Source organism: Actinoplanes derwentensis (genome assembly GCF_900104725.1).
Taxonomy (GTDB): domain Bacteria; phylum Actinomycetota; class Actinomycetes; order Mycobacteriales; family Micromonosporaceae; genus Actinoplanes; species Actinoplanes derwentensis.
Genome location: NZ_LT629758.1, coordinates 36,196 through 52,468, shown reverse-complemented (window position 1 = coordinate 52,468; position 16,273 = coordinate 36,196). Strand labels below are relative to the sequence as shown.

18 protein-coding genes and 1 tRNA gene are annotated in these 16,273 nt (G+C 69.5%); 4 read left to right on the top strand and 15 right to left on the bottom strand.

Annotated features, from left to right (window positions below):
• Nucleotides 1–40: 40 nt before the first annotated feature.
• The 3 genes from BLU81_RS00255 to BLU81_RS00245 all read right to left on the bottom strand — a co-directional run bounded on the left by BLU81_RS00255 (nucleotide 41) and on the right by BLU81_RS00245 (nucleotide 2,309).
• On the bottom strand, nucleotides 41–694 hold the full coding sequence (locus BLU81_RS00255; protein ID WP_092540481.1) for a class I SAM-dependent methyltransferase: 654 nt from the start codon (nucleotides 692–694) through the stop codon (nucleotides 41–43).
• 66 nt (nucleotides 695–760) lie between these two features.
• Entirely contained in the window at nucleotides 761–1,804 is a 1,044-nt protein-coding gene (locus BLU81_RS00250; RefSeq protein ID WP_092540479.1) for a carbohydrate kinase family protein, read from the bottom strand.
• A 28-nt stretch (nucleotides 1,805–1,832) separates the two neighbouring features.
• Nucleotides 1,833–2,309, bottom strand: a complete 477-nt coding sequence (locus BLU81_RS00245) for a hypothetical protein (protein ID WP_092540477.1) — start codon at nucleotides 2,307–2,309, stop codon at nucleotides 1,833–1,835.
• A gap of 215 nt (nucleotides 2,310–2,524) precedes the next feature.
• On the opposite strand from BLU81_RS00245, the gene BLU81_RS00240 reads away from it, so the two are divergent.
• Entirely contained in the window at nucleotides 2,525–3,076 is a 552-nt protein-coding gene (locus tag BLU81_RS00240) for a hypothetical protein (RefSeq protein WP_197686087.1), read from the top strand.
• Here BLU81_RS00240 and BLU81_RS00235 read toward each other — a convergent pair.
• The 7 genes from BLU81_RS00235 to BLU81_RS00205 all read right to left on the bottom strand — a co-directional run bounded on the left by BLU81_RS00235 (nucleotide 3,073) and on the right by BLU81_RS00205 (nucleotide 9,710).
• Entirely contained in the window at nucleotides 3,073–3,579 is a 507-nt protein-coding gene (locus BLU81_RS00235) for a GAF domain-containing protein (protein ID WP_092540475.1), read from the bottom strand. The genes BLU81_RS00240 and BLU81_RS00235 overlap by 4 nt on opposite strands.
• Nucleotides 3,576–3,848 (bottom strand): hypothetical protein, encoded by a 273-nt coding sequence (locus BLU81_RS00230; protein ID WP_092540473.1) that lies wholly within the window; start codon nucleotides 3,846–3,848, stop codon nucleotides 3,576–3,578. Before BLU81_RS00230 ends, BLU81_RS00235 begins: the two co-directional genes overlap by 4 nt.
• Nucleotides 3,848–5,434 carry a methyl-accepting chemotaxis protein gene (locus tag BLU81_RS00225; RefSeq protein ID WP_092540471.1) on the bottom strand — a complete coding sequence of 529 codons (1,587 nt, stop codon included), beginning with the start codon at nucleotides 5,432–5,434 and terminating at the stop codon, nucleotides 3,848–3,850. Before BLU81_RS00225 ends, BLU81_RS00230 begins: the two co-directional genes overlap by 1 nt.
• Before the next feature lie 72 nt (nucleotides 5,435–5,506).
• Entirely contained in the window at nucleotides 5,507–7,048 is a 1,542-nt protein-coding gene (locus BLU81_RS00220) for an MFS transporter (protein ID WP_092540469.1), read from the bottom strand.
• 267 nt (nucleotides 7,049–7,315) lie between these two features.
• Entirely contained in the window at nucleotides 7,316–7,780 is a 465-nt protein-coding gene (locus tag BLU81_RS00215; RefSeq protein WP_092540467.1) for a MarR family winged helix-turn-helix transcriptional regulator, read from the bottom strand.
• Between the two features lie 160 nt (nucleotides 7,781–7,940).
• The gene (locus tag BLU81_RS00210) at nucleotides 7,941–8,654 is read right to left on the bottom strand and encodes a hypothetical protein (protein ID WP_157751043.1); all 714 of its coding nucleotides are present in this window, start codon (nucleotides 8,652–8,654) and stop codon (nucleotides 7,941–7,943) included.
• Nucleotides 8,655–8,885: 231 nt separating this feature from the next.
• On the bottom strand, nucleotides 8,886–9,710 hold the full coding sequence (locus BLU81_RS00205) for a TIGR02452 family protein (protein ID WP_092556366.1): 825 nt from the start codon (nucleotides 9,708–9,710) through the stop codon (nucleotides 8,886–8,888).
• A gap of 496 nt (nucleotides 9,711–10,206) precedes the next feature.
• Here BLU81_RS00205 and BLU81_RS00200 point away from each other — a divergent pair, with 496 nt between their 5' ends.
• Complete coding sequence (locus BLU81_RS00200; RefSeq protein WP_197686086.1) at nucleotides 10,207–10,470, top strand: ABC transporter permease subunit; 264 nt, start codon at nucleotides 10,207–10,209, stop codon at nucleotides 10,468–10,470.
• A 7-nt stretch (nucleotides 10,471–10,477) separates the two neighbouring features.
• On the opposite strand, the gene BLU81_RS00195 is transcribed toward BLU81_RS00200, so the two are convergent.
• From BLU81_RS00195 to BLU81_RS00185, 3 genes are all read right to left on the bottom strand, one after another.
• Nucleotides 10,478–11,794 carry a ferredoxin reductase family protein gene (locus tag BLU81_RS00195; protein ID WP_092540461.1) on the bottom strand — a complete coding sequence of 439 codons (1,317 nt, stop codon included), beginning with the start codon at nucleotides 11,792–11,794 and terminating at the stop codon, nucleotides 10,478–10,480.
• A gap of 150 nt (nucleotides 11,795–11,944) precedes the next feature.
• Nucleotides 11,945–12,028: transfer RNA gene (locus BLU81_RS00190), tRNA-Tyr, on the bottom strand.
• 177 nt (nucleotides 12,029–12,205) lie between these two features.
• Complete coding sequence (locus BLU81_RS00185) at nucleotides 12,206–12,643, bottom strand: RDD family protein (protein ID WP_092540459.1); 438 nt, start codon at nucleotides 12,641–12,643, stop codon at nucleotides 12,206–12,208.
• Nucleotides 12,644–12,726: 83 nt separating this feature from the next.
• Here BLU81_RS00185 and BLU81_RS00180 point away from each other — a divergent pair, with 83 nt between their 5' ends.
• Entirely contained in the window at nucleotides 12,727–14,379 is a 1,653-nt protein-coding gene (locus tag BLU81_RS00180; protein WP_092540457.1) for an SWIM zinc finger family protein, read from the top strand.
• Nucleotides 14,380–14,401: 22 nt separating this feature from the next.
• Nucleotides 14,402–14,869: a GNAT family N-acetyltransferase gene (locus tag BLU81_RS00175; protein WP_092540455.1), complete on the top strand. Its 468-nt coding sequence runs from the start codon at nucleotides 14,402–14,404 to the stop codon at nucleotides 14,867–14,869.
• Here the strand turns inward: BLU81_RS00175 and BLU81_RS00170 are convergent.
• Nucleotides 14,866–15,690 carry a hypothetical protein gene (locus tag BLU81_RS00170; protein ID WP_092540453.1) on the bottom strand — a complete coding sequence of 275 codons (825 nt, stop codon included), beginning with the start codon at nucleotides 15,688–15,690 and terminating at the stop codon, nucleotides 14,866–14,868. The genes BLU81_RS00175 and BLU81_RS00170 overlap by 4 nt on opposite strands.
• Nucleotides 15,691–15,703: 13 nt before the next feature.
• Nucleotides 15,704–16,198, bottom strand: coding sequence for a SigE family RNA polymerase sigma factor (locus BLU81_RS00165; RefSeq protein WP_092540451.1), 495 nt, complete (start codon nucleotides 16,196–16,198; stop codon nucleotides 15,704–15,706).
• Nucleotides 16,199–16,273: the final 75 nt, after the last annotated feature.

Genomic DNA, 16,273 nt, shown 5'->3' with positions numbered 1-16,273 from the left:
CTGCCGTCCGCCGCACGCCTGGCGGACGGCACCACCCCTTCTATGCGTCTGCGAGCCTGCGGACCAGCATGTACCCGTACGGCGGCACCGCTCCGGCGGCCGGAATGTGGCCCTGAAAGACCAGGACGAATCCAGCCGCGGTGAACAGGTCCGCCATCTCCCGGGCGGAGAGCCAGTACCGATCGAAGTCGACACCGAACTCGCTGACCAGGCTGCCGGGTGCGTTGCGGTGCAGGTTGCCGGTGCCGTGTTTGAAAGCGGTCACCAGACAGCCGCCCGGTCTCACCACCCGGGCGAGTTCGGTGAACGCCCGAACCCTGGCATCCGGCGCCAGGTAGATCAGCGAGAACCAGCACACCACCCCGGCCAGCGACATGTCCTCGAACGGCAACTCGCGCAGGTCGGCGACCTGGTAGTCGTAGCCCGGGTTGTCGCGTCGCGCCACCTCGATCATCCTCGGCGAGAGGTCCACTCCGCGAGGCGACAGGCCCCGGCCGGCGAGGTACGGAAGCAGCCTTCCGGTGCCGCAGCCCACGTCGGCGACCTCCGTGCCCACGGCCGCGGTCATCTCCGCGAACAGGTCGAGCATCGCCCGCTCGACCGGCATGTCCTCGAGCTTGCCGGGCATGTTCGCCGCGTACCACTCCGCCAGCGTGTCGTGCGCGTCCCGTAGTTCCTCGGTCCCAGCGTCCATTCCCCGTCGCCCGTCCCCTCGCCTCGATGTGACGGCGAATCTACGGGACAGCGAACCGGGCAGGGGTCAGCGAGCGGGGTGGGCGTCCGACAACCGGGCGATGGTGGCGGTGGCGCGGTGGACGGCGTTACGGCTGCCCGGCGGGATCACGTCGGTCAGGAAGCCGAAACGGGTGGCCAGGTCGCTGCGGGACGGGTCGGTGCGGACCGTCTGCCACCAGTCGGCGATGTCGCCCCAGCCGGGAGCCGACAGCGAACCGCCGAAGTGCTGCACCGACAGCGCGCCGACCAAGGTGGCGAAGGCGACCCGGTCCGCCAAGGGCCAGCCGCCCAGGGTCCCGGTGATGAAACCGGCGGTGAAGACGTCACCGGCGCCGGTCGGGTCCAAGGCGTCCACCGGGATGCCGGGGACCTCGGCGACCTCGCCGGTGCTGCCGTCGATCGCCAGGGCACCGTCGGCGCCGCACGTCACCACCACCACCGGGACCAGGCCGGAGAGCTTCTCCAGAGCCTGCCGGGGGTCGCCGGTCCGGGTGTAGCGCATCGCCTCGACCGCGTTCGGCAGGAAGGCGTGGCAGTCGGCCAGCACCTCCAGCACGTCGCCGGACCACTGCTCGGTCTCGTCCCAGCCGACGTCGGCGAAGACCAGGGTGCCCGCCGCCCGGGCGCGGCTGACCCAGCCCATGCCCTCCGGCGCCAGGCTGACCGCGGCACTGCGGGCCGCCGGAAGGCCGTTGACCAGCCCGTCGGCGTCGACCGGCAGCGGATGACCGTGGGTGATCATGCTGCGGTCACGGTGGTACGCCAGCGAGACGGTCACCGGCGAGTGCCAGTCGTCGACCCGCAACGACGCGGACATGTCGATGCCCTCCTGGTGGCTCAGCACCCGGTGGCAGAACTCGCCGTAGGCGTCCGAGCTGAGCGCCGTGCCCAGGCCGGTGTGCACGCCGAGCCGGCTCGCCGCCACCGCCAGGTTGGCCACCCCGCCGGGACAGGAGCCCATGCCGGAGGCTCGCACCTCCGTCCCGGGACCGGGCAGCTCATGCAGGCCGGTGAAGATCACGTCGAGGAAGACGACTCCGGGTACGAACAGGTCGAGCTGACGAGCCATCGTCCGATCTTAGCCCCGCTCCTATCGATCAAGTCGTGATTGATCCCGGGGGCTTGCGCAGATCGGCATGAGTGGCACGCAGCGTGTCGGCGGCCCGGTCGCTGCCGGGTGGCCGCAGCGAGTCCAGAAGACGCCACGCCTCGTCCAGAGCCTGGGACAGCTCACCGATCCGGCCGGCGTGCTGTTTACGGACGTCCTCCCGGACTTTCTCGATCCGGCGCATCCAGCCTTCCGCACTGGCTGTCGAGGACGGTCCGGCGGAAGTGGACGTGCGCGGGCCCGGCGGGAAACCGGATCGGGGCGCGGGAACCGAAGGGGAAGTGGCCGGGGCGTCACCCAGCACAGCGGCGGCGGGAACAATGGCGGCGATCGGGCGCCCACCGTCGACGATGACGGTGACCTGCCCGGTGAGCCCGGTGACCCGGACCAGTTGCTGGAACCGCAGGCGAGCCTCAGAGACCGTGAGCTCGATCCGGCGGCGAATCGGCATTGCTGGTTCTCCCATACACCGATGATGCGCCCGGGGTATGACAAAAATGCATAGCCGCTGGTCACCACCATGGATAGGTTGCCCCAATGACGAATGAATCAACATCGGAACAGGAATCGATCTTCGAAGCTGCGGACGAAGCTACGAAGGAACAGACGGAAAGGCAACATCGGGCGGCGAGCGACGTACGACAATCGGCGTCTCTGGCGGCCGCGACCCTGCGCAACGCCGTGGGAAAGGATTGGCAGCAACCCGCCGCCGGCCTGAATTGGACCTGTTGGGAGACGGTCGAGCACATCGCCGACGACCTGTTCGCCTATGCAGCGCAACTCTCTTCCCCGGATCCGGCGAGTGGCGCCGAGACGTACGTGCCGTTCGCCTGGCAGCATCACCGTCCGGACGGTCCGGCGCTGACCGTTTTCGTCAAGGATCACGACAAGCCGGACGACCTGATCAACGTGCTGTTGTCCAGTGCGGGACTGTTGTCCGCGGTGGTGCTGACGGCACCGGCGGATCGGCTGGCGTATCACCCGTACGGCGATTCGGATCCGGCGGGTTTCGCCGCGATGGGTGTGGTGGAGACGCTGGTCCACATGCATGACGTGGCACGGGCGCTGGACGTGCCGTGGGCACCGCCGGAGGACCTGTGCGACCGGGCGTTGCGCCGCCTGTTCCGGGACGCCCCGGCGACGGGAAGCCGCTGGTCGGCGCTGTTGTCGGCGACCGGGCGCGGCGAACATCGCCAGGAGAAGTGGCGCTGGGACGGCACTCCGCAGCGTTAGGTCCGGTGCACGTCGAGCAGCCTCATCACCTGCTCGGCCGCGTCGGTGAGCACCGCCCGGTCGGCGTCGCTGAAGACACGCGGCCGGGCGTCGATCACGCAGTGGGCGCCGAGGGTGTGCCCGCCGAAACCGGTCAACGGCACTCCGAGATAACTGCGCAGCCCGGTCATCCGTACCATCGGATTGTCGGTGTGTTTCGGATCCTCGAGCGCGTCGACCACACAATACGGTTCCCCGGCGAGCACGGTGTGCGTGCACATGGCCCATTCCGCGGGTGTCCCCTGGGCGTAGGCGACCCAGCCGGAGACCCCATAGGACCCGATGATGAACTGCGACGTGTCGAGCATGACCGACACCAGTGAGACGGGTGCCTCGATCAGTTTGGCGCTGCGTTCGGAGAGTGCGTCGAGGCTGGCGCGCAGTTCGGCGGAGTAGAGGTCGTAACCGGCGATCTCCCTGATCCGCTCCGGGATACCGAGCCGGTCGTAGAGTTCGGTGTTCATGTCTGGCTCCTGATTTCGAGGTGGGCGGCAGCGAGACAGTCGTACGAGGTGATCCGGATCTGCAGGGCCACCGCGCAGAGCCGGGTCGTCGGGTCGGCCGCGGTCATCAGGGGCAGCAGCCGGTCGACGGCGTCGGGTTCCGTTCCGGTCAGGCCGGCCGACTTGGCGAGTTCCCGCCAGACGTCTGGACCGTCGGGGCCGTGGACCCGGTGCACGGCGTCGCGGGCGTCGTCGAAGGTGGGCCGGGTGAGCCCGTAAGCCGTCTCCATCAGTGCCGGAAGCCGCCGACGAGGACGGTGAGGTCCCCGGCGAGGCGGGTCAGGTCGGCGGCGGCCTGCTGGGTGGCGCGGGCCCCTTCGGCGGTGGCGGACGCGACCTCGGCGACGCCGGAGACGGTCCGGGCCACGTCGCCGCTGCTGGTGGCCGCGTCGGCGACGGACCGGCTCATCTCCCCGGTGGTGGCGGTCTGCTCCTCGACGGCCGAGGCGATGGTCGTGGTGTAGTCGCCGATCTGCTGGATGACGCCGGTGATCTCGCCGATCGCGGAGGCCGCGGACGTACTGGAATCCTGGATCGCGGCGATCCGCTCGGTGATCTCCTCGGTGGCCTTCGCGGTCTGCTGGGCCAGTTCCTTGACCTCACCGGCCACCACCGCGAAGCCCTTGCCGAGTTCCCCGGCGCGGGCGGCCTCGATGGTGGCGTTGAGCGCGAGCAGGTTGGTCTGTTCGGCGATGCTGGTGATCAGGCGGACCACGTCGCCTACCTTCTGGCTGGCCGTACCCAGTTCGGCGACCTGGTTGTTGGTGCGTTCGGCCACCGCCATGCCCTCCTGGGCGACCCGGGCCGCGTGCGCCGCGTTGGAGGCGATCTCGGCGATCGACGCGCTCATCTGTTCGGCGCCGGCTGCGATCGACTGGACTCCGACGTTGACGTTCTCGCTGGCGGAACTAGCCGACCCGGCCTTGTCGGCGACGTCGGCGGCACCGGCGTGCAGCTGGGCGCTGACCGCGGACAGTTCCTCGGAGGCCCCGGCCAGAGTGACCGCGGACCCGCCGATGGTGCCGACGGTCTCGCGCAGCCGCAGGATCGCGGCGTCCAGGGCGCGGCCCATCCGGCCCGGCTCGTCGCGGGACGTCAGGCCGGTGCTGTGGGTGAGGTCGCCGGCGGCGAGCCCTTCGCACACGGCGATGACCCGCAGCAGGGACCGGACGATGGCCCGGGCCACGAAGACGCCCAGCGCTAGAGCCGCCGCGAGGCCGACGGTCAGGAGCAGGATGACCTTGACGCGGCTGCTGTCGTAGCCTGCGGCGGCGTTCGCGGCATCGGTCGCGGCGGCTGCCTGCTCGGCTGCGGCGATCTCGGTCAGCAGCCCGGTCAGCTCCTTGACCACCGGGCCGACCTGCTCGGAGCGGATCGTCCCCCAAGCGGTGAGATCGTTGTCCCGGGAGGCCGGGATGAGCTCCTCCTGGGCGATCGTCACGTAGGACTGCCAAGCCGCCCGCACCTTGTCGACGGTCTCGGCGCCGACCACGGGGCCGGCCGACTCGTACGCCGCGAACCCGTCGTCGACCAGGGCGAGGTTATCGGCGAACGCCTCCTCGTACTGGTCCTTGGTCTTCAGGTCCGGGTAGACGACGTGCAGGGCCAGGTCGAGGCGGGACTGGGTGATCCCCTCGCGCACCACGCCGAGCGCGGAGACCCCGGCCAGGTTGCCGCTGTAGATCCGCTGTGCCGCCGCGCTGGTCTCGGCGAGCGCGCTCAGCCCCAGCAGCCCGACAGCCAGCGCGACCAGGGCGGCGACGCAGATCGCCACCAGAATCTTGATGTTGACGCCGAGGTCGGCCCAGAACGCCATGATGGCCTCGCCTCCTCAAGCCTCGCACCCGTACTACTCCCGTTCGGCACCGGTGCGAGGCCCGCTGAGGACTTATCGCCGACGGATTCCGGCCGCCGCGACGATCGCGCCGAGCAGGCACAGCACCCCCGCCACCAGAGCCGCGGTGTGCACGCCGCCGAGGAAGGCGGTGGCCGCGCCCTCGGTGACCGCCGCCCGTACCTGATCGGTCATGCCGTCGGCGACCGGCGCGACCCCCATCGCCACCGCGTCCTTCGCCACCGCGAGCCCGGTCGCCGTCTGCTCCGGCACACCCGCGTTCACCAGGTCACCGACCAGCGACGACCCGACGTGCCCGCTGATCAGCGAGATCAGCACCGAGGTCCCGAGAGCGCCGCCGATCTGCAGCATGGTGGCCTGCAGACCACCGGCGACCCCGGCGTCCTGAACCGGCGCGTTGCCGACGATCGCCTCCGACGAGGCGGCCATCACCATGCCGATGCCCAGGCCGAGACCGATGAACGACGGCCACATCGCCCAGTACCCGGAGTCCGCCGCCAGCCCGGTCAGCCCGAACGACGCGGCACCCTGCAGCACCATCCCGAGCGGCATGGTCAGACGTGGCCCGAATCGGTCAGTGAGCGCGGCCCCCAGCGGCGAGGCGACCACCGAGGCGATGCTCAGCGGCAGCGTCAGCACACCCGCCCAGACCGGGCTGTAGCCGCGGACGTTCTGCAGATACAGCATGATGTAGAAGATCGATCCGAGCAGCGTGAAGAAGTTGATCGCGGTGATCACGGCACCGATCGTCAGTGCCGGGCTACGGAACAGCCGCATCGGCAGCAGCGGGTGCGCGATCCGGGTCTCGTACCAGCCGAACAGCCCCAGCACCACCAGTCCACCGGCGATCGTGCCGATCGTGGACGCGCTGGCCCAGCCCCAGGTCTCGCCCTTGACCACCCCGAAGACCAGCACCAGCAGCCCCAGCGCGAGCAGCAGCACCCCCGGCACGTCGAACCGGTGCCGGCCGGTCTCATGACGGCTCTCCGGCAGCACGTAGGCACTGAACACCAGAGCGATGACACCGATCGGCGCGTTGATGTAGAAAACCGACTCCCAGTTGACGTGTTCGACAAGCAGCCCGCCGACGATCGGCCCCAGCGCCGTCGACACCGACGACACCATCGCCCAGATCCCGACCGCCATGCCGAACCGCTGCGGCGGGAACACCGCCCGCAACATCCCCAGCGTGTTCGGCATCAGCAGCGCCCCGAAGAGCCCCTGCGCCGCCCGGAAGAAGATCACCCCTTCGACCGACCCGGCCAGCCCGATCGCCACCGAGGCCACCGTGAACCCGGCCACCCCGATCAGGTAGTACCGCCGCCGTCCGAACCGGTCACCGAGCTTCCCACCGAGAATCAGCGCGGCCGCCAGCGCCAGCAGGTAGGAGTTGGTCACCCACTGCAGCTCGGCGGTAGTGGCGCCCAGGTCACGCCCGATCTCCGGATTGGCGATCGACACCACGCTGCCGTCCAGCCCGACCATGAAAAGGCCGAACGCGACAGCGATCAAACTCAGCCAGGGATTCCCTCGCCGCCCCGTCTTCTCCGGCGGCCTCTCGGTCGTCTGCGTCATGCCCACTCCGTCTCCGCGCACAATTCTGGAACGCCTCAGGCAAACCCCCAGGCGCAGATCAACTTCACTTTTCGGTACGACTAGGGACGCCCCGCCGAACCCGAGCCCACCTCGCCCCCACCGGCGGCGACGCAGGCGTCACTCCAGACCGCTGGGCACTCCCGGTCATGCATGCCCAGGCCACCCCGCCAGCCGATCCACTCCCGGCCCGGCGATCCCATGCGTGTGGTGAGTTCGGGTTCGCTTCGCGCCCGAACTCACCACACGTCACGTGTCGGTTCGGCGACCTCCGTCGCGGATGTGCCGGGCCATCTGGCCGAGCGCCGGGAGTGCCGCCTGAACAGCGGCTCGCTGCTTCTCGTCGAGGTCGTCCAGAGCGGCCGTGAGATAGCGGGTGAAGAGCCCTTGCACCGCGTCGACACGGCGCCCGGCCTCCTCGGTGGCGTGCAGGCGGACCACTCGGCGATCCCGTTGGTCCGCTTCCCGGCGCAGCAGCCCCGCATTGACCATGGCGGTGACGAGGGCACTGGCGTTGTTCGGTTTGAGCTGCAGATCATCGGCGAGTTCCCGAACAGTGAGGCCCGGCCGGGCGCGCACCTGCCAGAGCGCGACGATCTGCACCTCAGGCGGTTTCGGGTGAACGAAATCAGTCTCCACCCGCCGCTCCAGACTCCGATGCAACTGATGGGCCAGATGCATCAGATCCACAGCCATCCCGCCGTCCTCACTCATGCCCCCATTATTAGGTATGACGGCATACCTATTTCAAGCCCATGCGTCCCTGATCACTCCACAACCACGCCACAAGGGCCGACCACTCCGCTCGCTACTCCGAAGACGAGGACCCGGCCCCGAATCCGCTCCCGCGAAACGCGAACCCTCCGAAAGCTGCCTACCGTTCCGAAGAACGCGCCTCAACGGAACGACCGCCCAAAGGACGAGTCGCAGAAGCCAGGCGCCCCTCGGCATTCCGGGCCGCCGAAGCCGCACCACCCTCCGCGGACCGAGCCGCCGGGTGGACGATGGGGCCGCCCGCGGGATGGACGGTGGGACCATCGGCAGGGCGGGCGTTGCCACCAGCAACGAAACGGGCCGCCGGACCAGACGCGGGGCGAGCCGCCGGACCAGACGCAGAACGGGCCGCCGGGCGTGGGCGGCGGGACGACGCCGGGTGCCGGGGTGGTGTGGAGCGGGAGGTGTGGCGGACCGCCGGTGTCACCTGGAGGCGTCGGAGAAAGGGGCCGAACGGGTCGCCGAAAGTACGGGCCGCCGTGTTGAGGAGCAGAGCCGCGGCGACCATACCGATCGCCGGCATGCCGATGAGCAAGGCGATCACGCCGATGATCAGGCCGCCCCAGACCATGACGCGCAGACCGACGTCAGCGACCGAGATCCCACTGGGGCGCTGACGGGTCCAGACCGGCAGGAACGACGACGCCAGAGCCAGCGCCAGCGCCCCCAGCACCGCGGCGACCGTCAGGAACGCCTGCGACCAGTGGTAGTGCTGCCCGATCGCCCAGGCGCCGGAGACCAGCACCCCGAACCAGATCTTGGCCAGCGCCCAGCGCCCGAAACGAACCAGCACATCATCGGTACCCGTCGACATGACGAACTCCAGCCGGACACGATAGGAGCACAGGCGGTAATCGGAACCCTACCGCCCGCAGACCATCCACGCCGGTAAGCCACGACGGACGCCACAACGCGAAGTCCCGGCGATCAGGCACGGCCGTCAGACGCGGCGATCAGGCGCCGCCGTGAGATGCCGCCGTCAGACGCGGTAGCCAGAAGCGGCAGCAAGGCTGCAACGGTCAAGTGCGGCAGTCAGGCACGGCAGTCAGGCGAAGACGGCACGGAAGGCGTCGCGGACTGTTTCGCGGCGGTCCAGGACGGCGAAGACCACGCGGTCGAAGGCGGGCGTGGCGGCCAGGGCATCGGCGAACGCCTGCGCCACCTCGGCCGGGTCGTTGCCGAAGACGCCGCAACCCCAGGCGCCCAGTACCAGGTCACGATGGCCGTGGGCGGCGGCGACCCGCAGGACACGGTGGGCCCGGGAAGCCAGCGCGCCCTGCACCTGAGGTAGGAGTTGCGGCTGGTCGCGGGTGATCATGGCACGGTTGGGGGCGGCGGAGGTCAGGAACGAGACCGGGAACGCCGCCGCCAGGAACCCGCCGCGGTCGTCCCGGAACACCGGCACCGACGGCGAGTAGATGACCCGGTCGGTGTAGAGGATCCCGCGATCGGCCCGGTGAAAGGCGTAGAAGTCACCGGCCGCCCGCAACGACGGATAGATCGCCGAACTCCGCGCGATGCTCTCCTCCTGAGCCTGCGCCCCGTTGAGGAAACCGCCACCCGGGTTGCGAGCCGACGCGAAATTGAGACAGGCCACCCCGGCCCCGAGCCGGCGCGCCGCGTCCAGACTGCTCTCCCCGGTGACTTCGACCGCGATCGCCCGCGGCACCACCACACCGTCCGGGCGGGAAGCGCCGCCCGGCGTGGACGGAGGAGGCGGGAGAGCGTCGCCGGGCAGGTGCAGGCGGGTGCCGGCGACCGCGGCGGCCACCGCGGCGGAGATGTCGACTCGGCCGGCCGGCCCGTCGTACCAGCCTCGTTCCACGATGGAGACCGTCTCCCGGGCGATACCACGCAACCTGCCACTCATGCCGCTGATCATGACGGACTGGTCAGCCGGGTTCCACCGGTTTTCCCCTGCTCTCCGGGGCGTACGAGGGCATACACCAGCAGAAGGACGACAGCCGGTACCGGGACACGAGATGCTCCGGGCATGGGACAACTCGACGTCGCGGCGGGCCGTACCATCGGGCCGGTCCCGCCCATGGTCCATCTGACCGGGCTGCTGCTGATGGTCTCGGGACTGGTGCATCTCGGGGTTTTCCTGGTCGATGACACGCCGTGGACCGGGCCGGTGTCGTGGCGTAAGCCGGTCACGTTCGGTCTGTCGTTCGGGCTGACCCTGATCACTATCGCCTGGGTGGCGGGGCATCGGGAGATGGGTCGCCGGCTGAGCGGGGGGCTTCTCGGGATCTTCACGGTGGACTGTGTGGTGGAGGTCGGTGGCATCACGCTTCAGGCCTGGCGTGGGGTGCCGTCGCATTTCAACACCGAGACGCCGTTCGACCGGGCGGTGGCGATGGCCGTTGCTCGGCACGATCCTGTTCCCGGCGGCGACTCCGGCGATCCTGTCGGGGCTGCGGCTGGGGCTGGCGCAGGGCTGGCTGTTCCTGGTCGCGGCGGAGCTGATCGCGTCGTCGATGGGGCTGGGTTTCCTGCTGATCGACAGTCAGAACACCGGCCGTACCGACGTGATGTTGCTGGCCATCATCCTGCTGGCGGTGCTCGGCAAACTCAGCGACACCCTGCTCGGTCTCGGCGAGAACCGGCTGCTGGCGGCGCGCCGCTGAATCGTCGTCACCCCGCCAGCCGGAAGAGTTCGGCGTGGACCTGGCGGGACGGCACCTTCAGGGTGCGCAGGGCGGCGAGGACCGCGGTGGTCAGGGCGTGCGGGCCGCACACGTACACGTCCCGGCCGGTGATGTCGGGGACCAGACGGTGCAGGTTCGGCGGGTGGAAGGGCTGGTTGTCGCCGCCGGTCCGGCCGGTGATGACGTGCAGGCGGGCGCCCTTCCCGGCGGCCAGGTTACGGATCTCGCCGAGCAGGACGGCGTCGGCGCCGCGGCGCACCCGGTAGATGACGACCGTGTCGGCGCCGAGTTCCGGATCCTCCAGCAGGGACCGGATCGGGGTGACTCCGATGCCGCCGGCGATCAGGAGAGTGGCCGGGCGGGTGCGGGCGGCGAGGGTGAACGCCCCGTACGGTCCCTCGGCGAAGACCCGCGCCCCGACCGGCAGGTCACGCAGGCCGGCGCTGGTGGTACCGACACCTTTCGCGGTCAGGCGTAACGAGCGGTCGTTCGGGGCCGCCGACAGTGAGAACGGGTTGGCCTGCCACCAGCGGTTGTGCCCCGGGAACCGCCACAGGAAGAACTGCCCGGCCCGGGCCTGCAGCCGGTCCAGGTCGCGCCCGGTGACGTGCACCGACACCACGTCGTCGGATTCGGGGACGACCGCGGCCACCCGCAGCCGGTGCCGCAGGTTGCGGATCAGCGGCACGATCAGCCGCCCGGTCACCAGGGCACCGAGCGCGAACGCCCACAGCCCCCACCAGTAGATCCGGGTGAACAGGTTGATCGTGAAAGCTGTGCCCTCGTACACCTGATGCACGATCCCGAGGACCAGGACGACATACAGCAGCAGGTGTACGGCATGCCAGGTCTCGTAGGAGAGCCGTCGCCGGGCGATCCGCACCGACAGCCCGGCGATCACCACGATCAGACCCACAGCGATCAGACCCAGCAGTACGGGGATCTGCCGCGACAGGGCCACAGCGGTCGTGAACACGGGCACCCGGTCGTACCGGGCGAAGCCCACGACCACGAACGCCGGATGCAGCACCGCCAGCCAGAACACGGTGAACCCGGTCCACCGGTGCCAGCCGGTCAGCCGGTCCATGCCGAACGCACGGTCCAGCAGCGGCAGCCGCGCGACGAGCAGCACCTGCACCGTCATCGTGAACGCCAGGTAGAGCCCGAGCAGCCGCCCCACCTGCCCGAACATGTTGTGAGCGGGCGGCCCGGCGGCCACGAACATCAGGTGGACGATCGCTAGGTTGACGATGAGGAAGGCTCCGACCGCGAAACGGGCGAAGGGCTGGGCCACAGCGATCATCCGGTCTCCCCTGCTGAACTCCTATCTTCAGGGGTGTACCGCGGGCAGCGCCATCAGGTTCAAGACAGTGGACGCCAGCTCGGCACCGGCCGGGTTCTTACGACGGTGTCGTCCTGGCTCTTAGTGGCGACGATCCGGAGAACGAAAACGTGCGGGCGGCAGGATTCGAACCTGCTCAGCGCTGAGGCAACCGGTTTACAGCCGGTCCCGACTCTCCAACTTCGGCGCGCCCGCGGGAATGAGAACCGCCCGCCCCTGAGACCAGGGACGGGCGGTGCAGAAAGACGCTGCGAACAGCCTCAGCCACACCACCGGTCCGGGACGCGATAGCAACAGAACATGGCTGGTCTCCTAAAAGGTCGTTCGAGCTGAGATCCACATTAGTGCCGCCCCGGAACCCCGGCAACGCAATTAACCGGCCCGCACGACGAGGGTCTTGGCGGCCATGTCACCCAGGCGGCGACGGCGGTCCGAGTTCACCACGATGATCAGGGCGAGCAGGTAGCCGAGGATGCCGTCGATGATCCGCAGCAGGGTGCGGACCATCGCGGAGACCAGGCCCGGACGGCCGCCGTCCTGGCTGACCACCCGGATGCCGGTGGCGAACTTGCCCACGGTCCGGCCGACGGTCCCTTCGAGGAGGATGTAGTAGAGCAGCACGACCGTGGCGGCCAGAAGACTGCCGTTGAACGACAGCCCGGTCAGGTCGCTGCCGTCGGTGGGCACGTCGATGCCGAAGATCCTGCCGATCCCGCCGAGCAGCACACTGAGAACGATGCTGTCGATGATCGTCGCGACGACACGCCGCCCGGTCACCCGAGTGTTCAGCGAGGGCTGTGCATAGGTCATCACCGCAGCCTAACGCCGCAGGCCGTCGGGGCCGAACGGCCCCGATCGCTGCTTTTCACCCGCGCCGGGTACGTTGGGCGACCATGGCGTGGTTCACCGAAGTCGATCTCCAAGAGCTCGCCGGCAGCCGGTCGTTCGGCCGAGGGCTGGAATACCTCGAAGCGGTCGTCAACCTCCGCGATCTACCCGACGGCGTCGTCGCGACGGTGCACGGATCCGACGTGTACCAGGTCCGGCTGTTCGACGCGGACGGCGAGCTCGACGGTGAGTGCGACTGTCCCTATGGCGAGCAGGGCAACTTCTGCAAGCACTGCGTCGCCGTCGGGTTGCGGCTGTTGCAGCGCTCCAGCGTCACCGGCGTCGGGGGCGCATCTTCCGATGCGGGAACCGCCGACGTGCACGCGTTTCTGGGCACCCTCGACCACAGCGAGCTGGTGGAGTTGGTGTGGGCGCAGGTCAGCCAGGATCCGGCGCTCTACCAGCGGATGCTGCTGCGGGCGATAGCCGGGGCGCCGACGGTTGACCTGTCGCTGCTGGCCCGGCAGGTGGAGAACCTGGCGGTGGACTGGCTGCGGTACGGCGAGGAGGAGGCGTACGCCGAAAGGGCCGACGATGTCGTCGCGGCTCTGGCCGAGTTGCTGCCCGAGCACGCGGGCCAGGTCCGGCCGCTGCTTCAGCGGGTGCTGGAACTGCTGGGCCAGGCTGCCGGATGTAGCGAGGACCATAGTGGGGCGGCTCTGGCCTCGGCTGCCGAGACATGGGATGTCTTCCTGGACGCCTGCGACGCGGCTCCACCGGACCCGGTGGAGCTGGGAGTCTGGTTCGCCGGGTTCCGGCTGACCGAAGTGGACATCCTGGACATGAGTATCACCGACGTGGCCGACCTGCTGGGAACGGACGGCCTGGACGCCTACTGGAACTCCCTGGAAGCAGCACGCGACGCGAACCCTGGCGGCTGGACCGTGCGTTCGCTACGCGAGGAGATGATCAAGGCGATCGGGGACGTCGACATCCTGGTGGCCTGCTATGCCGAGGACCTGTCCACCCCGGACCGGTACGTGCTGATCGCCCGGCTGCTGCGCGAGAACGAGCGGCCGGCCGAGGCCGTCGCGTGGCTGGAGCACGGTCGCGCCGAGGCCGGTCACTTCGATCACCGGAGCAGGCTGCTCGTCGATCTCCTGGTCGAGTTGTACACCGAGACCGGGCGTACCGAAGACCTGATGACCCTGCACTGGGAGTGGTTCCGTGCTGAGGGAGGCGTCGGCTCCTACCAGCGGTTGCGCGAGTTCATCCTGGCCGAATACCCGCAGCGGTGGCCACAGCGATGCGAGGAGGCTCTGGATCTGCTGCGTACCCGGGCGACCAGTGGTGGTGCCGGGAACACATGGAACGCCGGCGAGGTCTACGTGCGGGTGCTGCTGTCCGAGGACCGGGACGAGGCAGCGTGGGAGATGCTGGACCAGGTGCGCTGCGAGGAGTCGACCAGGCTGGCGGTCGCCAGCCGGCGGGCGGCGACCCACCCGGACGAGGCGCTGAAGATCTACCTGCCAGCAGTCGAGAACGCCATCGCCCGGGCCACCAACGCAGACTACGAACGAGCCGCCGATCTGCTGGTCACCGTGAGGGACATGTGCCATCGAGCCGGTACCGACCACGGTGCTGAGGTCGCCCGCCTGAAAGCGGACCACTCCCGCAAACGCAACTTCATGACCGCCCTGTGCCAGCGGGGCCTGTGACCGGCAAGCGGATAATCGACGGATGACCGAAATCAACGTGACGGTGCGGCGGGCCTCCGAGGTGGACGCGCCCGCGCTGGCGGGCCTGCGGTGGAAGCGGGCCACCCAGGATCACGGGTATCAGGGTGATGACCTGGACGAGTTCGTCGAGGTGTTCGGGGACTGGATGCGCGGGCATCCCGAGCATCGGGCGTTCGTGGCCGAGGTCGGCGGTGAGGTGGTCGGCATGGCGTGGCTGGCGGTTCTCGACCGGGTGCCGACGGTGACCGGTCACGCGCGCCGCGGCGGGGACGTGCAGTCGGTTTTCGTGGTGCCCGAGTTGCGGGACCGCCGGGTCGGTGCGCTGCTGATGGCGGCGGTGCTCGACGAGGCCCGCGGTCTGGAGTTGGAGCATGTGACGGTGCATTCCAGCCCGCGGGCGGTTCCGTTCTACGAGCGCAACGGCTGGGGCCACGATCCCGAGTGGCTGAGCTGGGCCGGAGAGTCCTAGAGGCGGAAGCGATTGTCGGTGGCCAGGGTGGCCAGTTCGGTGACGGTCAGCGGCAGGGTGGGCAGCGGCTGGAAGCCGACCTCGGAACCGTAAGTGGTGGATGTCGACTGCCGCACGTAGACCACGGTGCCGTCGGCATGACGGTAGGCCGCCCAGGCGGTGCCGGTGCCGTCGCGCACCACGCCGACCTTCTCACCGCCGACGGTCTGCGGGACGCAGGTGCCGCCCCGGCCCCAGAACTCCTGCGCCAGCTTGCACACGTCGGTGGGTAGTTTGTTGCCGGGTTCGTGGACTTCGACGACGAGTCCACCGGTCCGGTCGCCCTGACGGAGTGCGACCGTCGCCATGTACCGCCAGTAGTCGTCCTCGACCGTCGCCTGGTGATCACGAAGTGGAATGCCGTCGCCGACGGTGCCGGACGGCACCGTGTAACCGGCCGGCACCACCTTCAGAACGTCGGCGAGCAGCGCTTTCCCGGTGTTGTAGTGTGCGCCGCTGTCGGCGGTGGCGTCGCCGCTGGCTTCGGCCGGCCACGACGGCTTCGTCTCGGACACCGCGGGCACCGGCTGCGACGGTGGAAACGGCACCAGTCCGGCTGAGGGGCCGGCAGCGGGCTGGATGTTCGTACCGCCGCCGAAAGCCGGGACCACCGCGACGGTGACCGCCAGGATCGCGGCCGCGGCACCGCCGCCGGCCAGCAGGTTGCGGCGGGCGACGGCGCGGCGGGCGACGGCGACCGCGGTCCGCGACTGCATCGGCGGTGGCTCCGGGTGCAGCGTCACCGTGGTGCGCAGGGCGCTACGGAATTCGTTCTCGTCCATGTCGGGAGGCTCCTCACTGGGCCTTGACGGGGTATGTCACCAACGTGCGCAGGGTTTCCAGGCCGCGGGCCGCCTGGCTCTTGACGGTTCCCGGCGAACAGCCGAGAGCCTCCGCCGTGTCGTCGATGCTCAGGTCCTGCCAGTAGCGCAGCACCAGCACGGCCCGCTGCCGCGGCGGCACCTGGGCCAGCGCGCGGATCAGCGTGACCCGGTCATCGGAGGGTTCCGGGACGGCCTCGCGGTCGATCCCGGCGTCGTGCGGCCGTTCGCGGCGCCACCAGCCCCACCGTGTCTCGTCGATGAAGGACGAGATCAAAACCTTGCGCAGGTACGGGTCCAGAGAGTCGTGCCGTTGCACCCGATTCCAGCGCAGGTAGAGCTTGGTGAACGCGGTCTGCGTCAGGTCTTCGGCCCGATGCCAGTCACCGCACAGCAGAAACGCCGTCGCGCGCATGGCTGACGACCGTGCCGCGAAGTATTCGGCGAACGCGCGATCGCGATCGCTCATGCCGCCGCCTCCGCTTCGCTCCGGCGTCGCCATGAGTCTTCAACTGAGCTCGATGATTCGCTCGCAAGCTCGCTC

Excerpts from the sequence above, each read along its gene's own strand:
- BLU81_RS00255 (WP_092540481.1), bottom strand. The coding sequence starts at position 694 with ATGGACGCTGGGACCGAGGAACTACGGGACGCGCACGACACGCTGGCG.
- BLU81_RS00250 (WP_092540479.1), bottom strand. The coding sequence starts at position 1,804 with ATGGCTCGTCAGCTCGACCTGTTCGTACCCGGAGTCGTCTTCCTCGAC.
- BLU81_RS00245 (WP_092540477.1), bottom strand. The coding sequence starts at position 2,309 with ATGGGAGAACCAGCAATGCCGATTCGCCGCCGGATCGAGCTCACGGTC.
- BLU81_RS00235 (WP_092540475.1), bottom strand. The coding sequence starts at position 3,579 with ATGAACACCGAACTCTACGACCGGCTCGGTATCCCGGAGCGGATCAGG.
- BLU81_RS00230 (WP_092540473.1), bottom strand. The coding sequence starts at position 3,848 with ATGGAGACGGCTTACGGGCTCACCCGGCCCACCTTCGACGACGCCCGC.
- BLU81_RS00225 (WP_092540471.1), bottom strand. The coding sequence starts at position 5,434 with ATGGCGTTCTGGGCCGACCTCGGCGTCAACATCAAGATTCTGGTGGCG.
- BLU81_RS00220 (WP_092540469.1), bottom strand. The coding sequence starts at position 7,048 with ATGACGCAGACGACCGAGAGGCCGCCGGAGAAGACGGGGCGGCGAGGG.
- BLU81_RS00215 (WP_092540467.1), bottom strand. The coding sequence starts at position 7,780 with ATGAGTGAGGACGGCGGGATGGCTGTGGATCTGATGCATCTGGCCCAT.
- BLU81_RS00210 (WP_157751043.1), bottom strand. The coding sequence starts at position 8,654 with ATGTCGACGGGTACCGATGATGTGCTGGTTCGTTTCGGGCGCTGGGCG.
- BLU81_RS00205 (WP_092556366.1), bottom strand. The coding sequence starts at position 9,710 with ATGAGTGGCAGGTTGCGTGGTATCGCCCGGGAGACGGTCTCCATCGTG.
- BLU81_RS00195 (WP_092540461.1), bottom strand. The coding sequence starts at position 11,794 with ATGATCGCTGTGGCCCAGCCCTTCGCCCGTTTCGCGGTCGGAGCCTTC.
- BLU81_RS00185 (WP_092540459.1), bottom strand. The coding sequence starts at position 12,643 with ATGACCTATGCACAGCCCTCGCTGAACACTCGGGTGACCGGGCGGCGT.
- BLU81_RS00180 (WP_092540457.1), top strand. The coding sequence starts at position 12,727 with ATGGCGTGGTTCACCGAAGTCGATCTCCAAGAGCTCGCCGGCAGCCGG.
- BLU81_RS00175 (WP_092540455.1), top strand. The coding sequence starts at position 14,402 with ATGACCGAAATCAACGTGACGGTGCGGCGGGCCTCCGAGGTGGACGCG.
- BLU81_RS00170 (WP_092540453.1), bottom strand. The coding sequence starts at position 15,690 with ATGGACGAGAACGAATTCCGTAGCGCCCTGCGCACCACGGTGACGCTG.
- BLU81_RS00165 (WP_092540451.1), bottom strand. The coding sequence starts at position 16,198 with ATGAGCGATCGCGATCGCGCGTTCGCCGAATACTTCGCGGCACGGTCG.